This is a genomic window from Pseudoalteromonas sp., assembly GCF_041629635.1.
Taxonomy (GTDB): domain Bacteria; phylum Pseudomonadota; class Gammaproteobacteria; order Enterobacterales; family Alteromonadaceae; genus Pseudoalteromonas.
The window spans coordinates 1-6375 of the sequence record NZ_JBFKMX010000172.1; the positions used below are offsets into that span (position 1 = coordinate 1).

Annotated in this window: 8 protein-coding genes; all 8 read left to right on the forward strand. The window is 38.4% G+C overall.

The genetic code is table 11. The annotated features are described in order from the left end of the window. Window positions 1-148 precede the first annotated feature (148 nt). The 8 genes from ABYD77_RS16985 (at window position 149) to ABYD77_RS17020 (ending at window position 6243) form a co-directional block, all read left to right on the forward strand. Entirely contained in the window at window positions 149-895 is a 747-nt protein-coding gene (locus ABYD77_RS16985; RefSeq protein WP_372771282.1) for a CHC2 zinc finger domain-containing protein, read from the forward strand. A 63-nt stretch (window positions 896-958) separates the two neighbouring features. Further along, window positions 959-1750: an HNH endonuclease signature motif containing protein gene (locus tag ABYD77_RS16990; RefSeq protein WP_372771283.1), complete on the forward strand. Its 792-nt coding sequence runs from the start codon at window positions 959-961 to the stop codon at window positions 1748-1750. An 18-nt stretch (window positions 1751-1768) separates the two neighbouring features. Then, entirely contained in the window at window positions 1769-3541 is a 1773-nt protein-coding gene (locus tag ABYD77_RS16995) for a DEAD/DEAH box helicase family protein (protein WP_372771284.1), read from the forward strand. 62 nt (window positions 3542-3603) lie between these two features. Further along, on the forward strand, window positions 3604-4479 hold the full coding sequence (locus ABYD77_RS17000; RefSeq protein ID WP_372771285.1) for a PD-(D/E)XK nuclease-like domain-containing protein: 876 nt from the start codon (window positions 3604-3606) through the stop codon (window positions 4477-4479). Further along, complete coding sequence (locus ABYD77_RS17005) at window positions 4479-4898, forward strand: hypothetical protein (protein WP_372771286.1); 420 nt, start codon at window positions 4479-4481, stop codon at window positions 4896-4898. Before ABYD77_RS17000 ends, ABYD77_RS17005 begins: the two co-directional genes overlap by 1 nt. Beyond that, entirely contained in the window at window positions 4891-5280 is a 390-nt protein-coding gene (locus ABYD77_RS17010) for a hypothetical protein (protein ID WP_372771287.1), read from the forward strand. Before ABYD77_RS17005 ends, ABYD77_RS17010 begins: the two co-directional genes overlap by 8 nt. Before the next feature lie 31 nt (window positions 5281-5311). Continuing rightward, window positions 5312-5767: a hypothetical protein gene (locus tag ABYD77_RS17015; RefSeq protein ID WP_372771288.1), complete on the forward strand. Its 456-nt coding sequence runs from the start codon at window positions 5312-5314 to the stop codon at window positions 5765-5767. Between the two features lie 164 nt (window positions 5768-5931). Continuing rightward, window positions 5932-6243 carry a hypothetical protein gene (locus ABYD77_RS17020; protein ID WP_372771289.1) on the forward strand — a complete coding sequence of 104 codons (312 nt, stop codon included), beginning with the start codon at window positions 5932-5934 and terminating at the stop codon, window positions 6241-6243. The last annotated feature ends 132 nt before the right edge of the window (window positions 6244-6375 follow it).

A 6375-nucleotide genomic window follows, 5' to 3' on the forward strand; every position in this document is an offset into this window, starting at 1 on the left:
CGTAAAGAAAACAGCGCCATTCAAAAGCCAAACAAAACTGATGAATCACATAAAAAACAACTTAATGCCAGTTTTACAAGCGCGAAATATTTGCTGGTTTGATGATTCTGCTGAGTCGATTGTTAAAATAAACCCAAAGGTGGCGTAAATGGTCGATGTTAATGATTTGAAAGCGAAGGTTAACATCGTCGATATTATCGAAGAAGTTGTGCCGCTTAAAAAGTCTGGTAAAGATTACTTTGGATGCTGCCCTTTTCATGGAGAGAAAACACCAAGCTTTTCAGTAAGTGAAAGGGATCAGTTTTTTCACTGCTTCGGTTGTGGCGTTAATGGATCTGTAATTGATTTTGTTATGGAATATAAGGGCGTTGAGTTTCTTGAGGCGTGCAAATATCTTGGTGCTGACATTTACGAGCGTGAAACAATGCGCGGCGAGGTTATAAAGAAGCGCCCAATGTATGCGCGTATGCCTTTTGATGATTCCCTAAGCGATCAAGAAATTGCAGAGTTTTTAGCTAAATGCGACCAACTCACGCATGGCGAAGAAACTATTTTTACATATGGGCGTGACCAGGTGTTGATTTTAACTGACATAAACAGCAAGCCTGTTAATTTAGCTTTGTGGGATGGTATTGAGCATCGCTATTACAATAAGCATTTTGTGTACTCTGCTTGTGCAATATTTGGGGATCTATCTGGTGAAGTTGTGATGTGTGAAAGTTGGAAAGATGCAAACCGCCTGAATCGCATTGAAAACAAAAACACCATCTGCTTTTTCGAGCCGTTAAACCTGTTTTACATTTGGCAAGAATTAAAGCGCAGGGATTGTGAAATAAAAGTAATTTGTAAAAGCGATGAAGCAAAGTTTCACGCTGATAATTTTGGATTAATTTGACAGTGTGACGATTTTGCGTCACAATACAGTTATAGAGGTGATATATGATTTCAGAGGTAAAGTGTGAAAACTGCCAAAAAAAATTTTACGGAACAGCTAAGGCAAAATACTGCTCAGGAAGGTGTAGAACATCAGCTTACAGAAAAAGAATGCAGCAAATGCAAAAAAGTAAAGGATAGGTGTGAATTTTACAATTCAAAACGCACAAGATCAGGTCTCCAAAGCCAATGCAAAGAGTGCAAAAGAAGTAAGCTCGCAAATGAAAAAGCAAGCATTCCTGATGGTTTATTTAAGTGCAGTAGGTGTGATCAAATAAAAGAGGTTAATCTTGATAACTTGCATAAGGATAGAATAGGCAAATCAAACAAGATGTTAATGTGCAAAGTTTGCAGAACCAAGAGGAGTTATGAAACGTCCGATAAGTTAGCTCAAAAAGAGAGACATAAAAAATGGAGAGCTATAAACAAGGACAAGATAGCAAGATATAAGAAGAATTACGTTTCTAATAATCGAGATAAGATTGCCTCGAAAGATAAGGAGTACAGATCAAAGAGTGAAGTTAAATTAAAAAGAAGGGAGTATGAAAGGGAGTACTATAAAAACAACAGGGAAAAGATGATAGCCATTTCTTGCGCTTATGATTCAAGAGTTAGAAAGGCCAGGCCAGCATGGCAAGAGCAGAAGTATATTAATGAATATTACAAAAATGCCAAGTCATTGGGTTTTGAAGTTGATCATATAGTTCCAATTAAAAGCAAACTTGTTTGCGGTTTACACTGTATTGATAACTTTCAAATGTTAACTAGAAAAGAAAACGCATCAAAGGGTAATAGGTTTTGGCCTGATATGCCGTAAGTAAATAGGAGAGTAAAAATGTTTAAATTAAGAGATTACCAGCAAAGGGCGCATGATGTAACTATAGAACACTGCAAATTAAGCAGTGATCCAGCAATAATAGATTGCACTGTTGGTGGTGGTAAGACTGTGTTGATAGGTAGCGTTATACAGCACGTTACAAATAAAGGTGGTCGCGTTTTAGTGTTAGCGCGCCAAGGTGAGTTAATAAAACAGGGCGCGGAGACGGCTCAAGCTATGGGTTTGCGTGTTTCAATATTTAGCGCCAGCCTAAATCAAAAATCAACATATTATCCCGTTGTTTTTGGTACTGAGGGTACAGTGGGTAGGTCATTAAAAACCGTATTTAAAAATATTAAGTTCGATATTTTACTAATAGATGAAGCGCATCATGTAGATCACTTGGATTGTATTTCTGATAAACCAGAAACTCAGTATGGCATGATTATCAACCACTTTAAAGCCCTAAACAATAATATTCGCATTATTGGATATACTGGTTCGCCATATCGAGGAAGCACTGAGATAATAGGTGATTTTTGGAAGAATAAACTAACAGAAATCTCAACTTATGAATTAATCAATAAAGGCTTTTTAGTTCCGCCAATTTTTGGCTTTGGTGATGAGGCGCACCAGTACGAAGGTTTGAATCAGTTTAGCGTCAAAGGTGGTGAAGGTGCTGGTGATTTTACAACTAAAGAGCTTGCAGCAATGGGGCGCGCTGTTTGCAAGGAGCAGACTAAAACCCAAGAAATTATGGCAGAGGTTATTGAGCGCACAAAAGATAAGCTAGGAGTGCTAATTACGTGCGCTAGTAAAAAACACTGTGAACAAGTTGCAGAATGCTTACCAGATGGTAGCTGGGGCATAATAACTGATAGCACAAGCACAAAGGAAAGAATCCGAATTCTTGACGGTGCAAAAGATGGTTCAATTAAGTACGTTTTGCAGATAGGTTGTTTGTCTACGGGCGTTGACGTTAGTCAGTGGCAATGCTGCGTAATACTGCGAAACATTGGTAGCTTGTCTTTGATAATACAGTTAATAGGTCGAGTTCTTAGAACGTTAAAGCCGCATGAAATAGACGCTGGCCTAGTTAAGAACAATGCGCTAGTTTTAGATTACTCAAGCACGCTAGAGCAAATGGGCGACATCTACTGCGATCCACTTTTAGAGCAAGCCACTTTGAGCCGCGCAAAGCCTAGTGATGTTACGCAAGACTGTCCTTTGTGCAGCACTATCAATACCGAATTTGCCGTACGCTGTATAGGCCATGATGATACTAGCGAAGATGGTCGTTGTGAGCATTACTTTATGTTTAATGAGTGTAAAGCGTGCGGCGCTCATAATGCACCAACAGCGAAAACGTGCCGCAAATGTGAAGCTGTCTTGATTGATCCTAACGCAGCGCTAACAAATAAAGCCTATACAGATGCGGATTATAAAGAAGTTGAGCGCATGGTGTTAACAGAATCGACTGGTGGAAAGCTTAGGGTTGCTTACTATCTTAAATCAATGATTAGTAAAATGGGTATTGAAGAACAGGAAGTTGCTGTTGAATGGCTGGACCCGTTTTTTAACACTCAATTTCATAAAGCAAAGTGGCGCCAATTCGTTGAGGAGCATGTTTCAAGCAATCAATGGAAGCGCGCAATTCGTAGTTGCACAAGTATTGGTGACATTATACAAAACCAAGCAGCAATTGAAGTTCCAGAAGCAATAACGCACAGGGTTAACGACAAAGGTTTTAGTGTAATTAACCGCAAAAAATTTAAACGAGTCGAGCAATAGTGCTTGACCGTTTAACTAATATGTATATAATTAAATTTAATTATTAACACTTGGAGACAATAATGACATCACAAAAAATATTAAACATGCCTGATAAAGACTACCGTAACGCTGAAGGTGTTGCGAATAGTGAATTAAAGCTTATTGAAAATAGTCAGTCAGACTATATCTGGTCTAAAAATGCACCAGTTGATGCGACAAAAAACGAAGCCGCTCAACTTGGCACAGCTTTACACTGTAAATTGCTTGAGCCTGAGCGCTACGATGATTTGGTTTTAGTTGCTAGCGTAAAAGGTCGCACAACAAAAGCATTTCAAGAGATGCAAGCAGATAACCCTAACAACATCGTGCTTACACCTGATGAAGCTGAAAAAATTAATATCATGGCGGCGAGTGTTGCAGCTCACCCATCAGCAAAAGCAATTATTAATGCGCAAGGCGATTGTGAATCTAGTATTTTCGCAACAGATCCAGAAACGGGTGTTTTGTTAAAATGCCGACCGGATAAAGATTGCGTTAAATCACTAGGCGCTTTAGTTGATGTTAAAACAACAGCAATTATTGATGATTGGCGCGCAAAAGATTCATTTGGTAATAGCTTGCGCTGGAAGAATCCGTTATTCACTTATGATTACGGACACCAAGCAGCATTTTATCTTTATGTTGCTAGTTTACATTATGGTTTTGATGTTAATAAATTTACCTTTGTTGTGGTGTCAAAATCAATTTCAATGGGCAAATATCCTGTTGGCGTATTCAGTGTTACACGTCAAGAGTTGCAAGCGTGGGGTTTTTGGGGTCGTATGTTAGACAATATTGAAAAATACCAGATGTGCCATGAAACTAACACATGGATTGCAGAAGAAGGTTTTTCATTTGAAATTATCCATGATGATAATGTTGATGATGTTGAGGTTACATTTGAAGGAGATAACTAATGCCTTTAGATATTACTCATACAATTCAAACAAAGTCTGACCAGTTAAACGCTGACGATTTGCTTGGTGGTGATTTATTAATTACAGTTGAGGGCGTTCGCATTGTTAACGACCCTCAACAGCCAGTGCAAATATTTTATTATGGTTGTGGCAATAAACCATACAAGCCGTGTTTGACTGTTCGCAAAATATTGGCGGCCTTATGGGGTGTTGATGCTGAGAAATGGACTAACCGCCAAATGAATTTATTTTTAGATCCTACTGTAAGGTGGGCGGGTAAAGAGGTTGGCGGCATTCGCGTTAATGCAATGTCGAACATACCAAACGTAGCAACCGTAAAAGTGCAAGTTAGACGGGGTGCTAAACAAGAATTTACAATACAACCAATTCAATTAGAAGGAAATGCAAATAATGGCTAAACGATTAGTAGCAAAAGTTGGTGAATACCAAAAAGACGGGCAAACAAAAGGCGAGTATCAGCGCTTAGGTGTTTTAATGCAAGGTAATGATGGTGGTGAATACATGTTGTTAGATCCATCGATTAACTTAGCTGGCGTTTTAATTAAGCAAAATGCAATGGCGGCAAGCAAAGGTGGTCAATTGCGCGACACCGTTATGATTAGCGTCTTCTCAGATGAAAACCAAGGTCAACAACAAGGCGGCTTTAACCAGCAGTCACATCAAGGTTTTAACAATCAACAGCAAAACCAGCAGCAACAAGGCGGATTCCAAAACCAAGGCGGATTTGCGCCACAGCAGCAAGTCAGCCAGCAATCAAACCCAAACGATCCACCATTTTAATTAACTAGGGCTTCGGCCCTTTGAGGTTTTTATGAGTAAGATAATAATCGCCTGCGATCCTGACAGTGAAAAAAGCGGATGGGCTGTAGTTAAAAATGGTGAGCTTATAACTTTAACGTGTAAAAGTCTTGTTGAAATATTTGAATATTTTAATGGATGTAAAAATCACGATAAAATTGAACTCCACATTGAAAACGTAAATGGAATTAGCGCGGCATTTAACGCTAGGGATAGAAAATCATCACTAGCTGTTAAGTTAAAGGTTGCTCAACATATCGGCATGTGCAAGCAAGTTCAAATTGAAATAGAGCGCATTGCCAATCACTTTGGAATTAAGGTGGTACATCATCCAGTAAGTAAAATGTGGAAAGATAGTAAAACAGGCAAGGCCGCACTAAAGGAGGTTTTTGGTTATGATGGCCAAAGCAATGAAGATTCGCGCAGCGCAGCTTATTTCTCATACCGCGCATTGCAAATGAATAAGTAAAAGCATATACTTGGTTTGTAACTTGATTATCTCCTTAGTCATTTTGCTCTCCAACTGTTTTTGGCCTAGTTTTTACTAGGTCTTTTTTTGCATATTAATTAACAAAAAGCTTTACAGGTGGTAATAAATAAGTATACTTAATTAAAAATTGATTGGAGAAAACAATGGATAAACAAAAACTACTAAACAAAATAAAACAAGCACACCCAAGTATCACAGAAAAGAAACTTGATGCGATCCTTTATTATGCGACCGTTACAAAGTACCGCCCTCACTCGCAAAAAATGAATTTAATGATCAAGGAAAAATACGGCCTAACGGTTTCATATAGGGTTATTGATTCTGTTATTGATTCACTAAAGGCGCTTAACGTTGCTTTGAAACCACTTAAAGAGCCAAAAAAAGCAACCAAAAAGCCAATGAAGAAGACTGGCTTGATTTACTTTAACGAAAACACATTAGTTCCTACATGGTGATTTATGAAAAAAGACAATTTAAATGTATTAAGCCTTTTTGACGGAATGAGCTGCGGTAGAATTACACTAGATAAAATGGGCATTACTCCGAAAGCGTATTACGCAAGTGAATTAGATAAATTCGCAATAAAA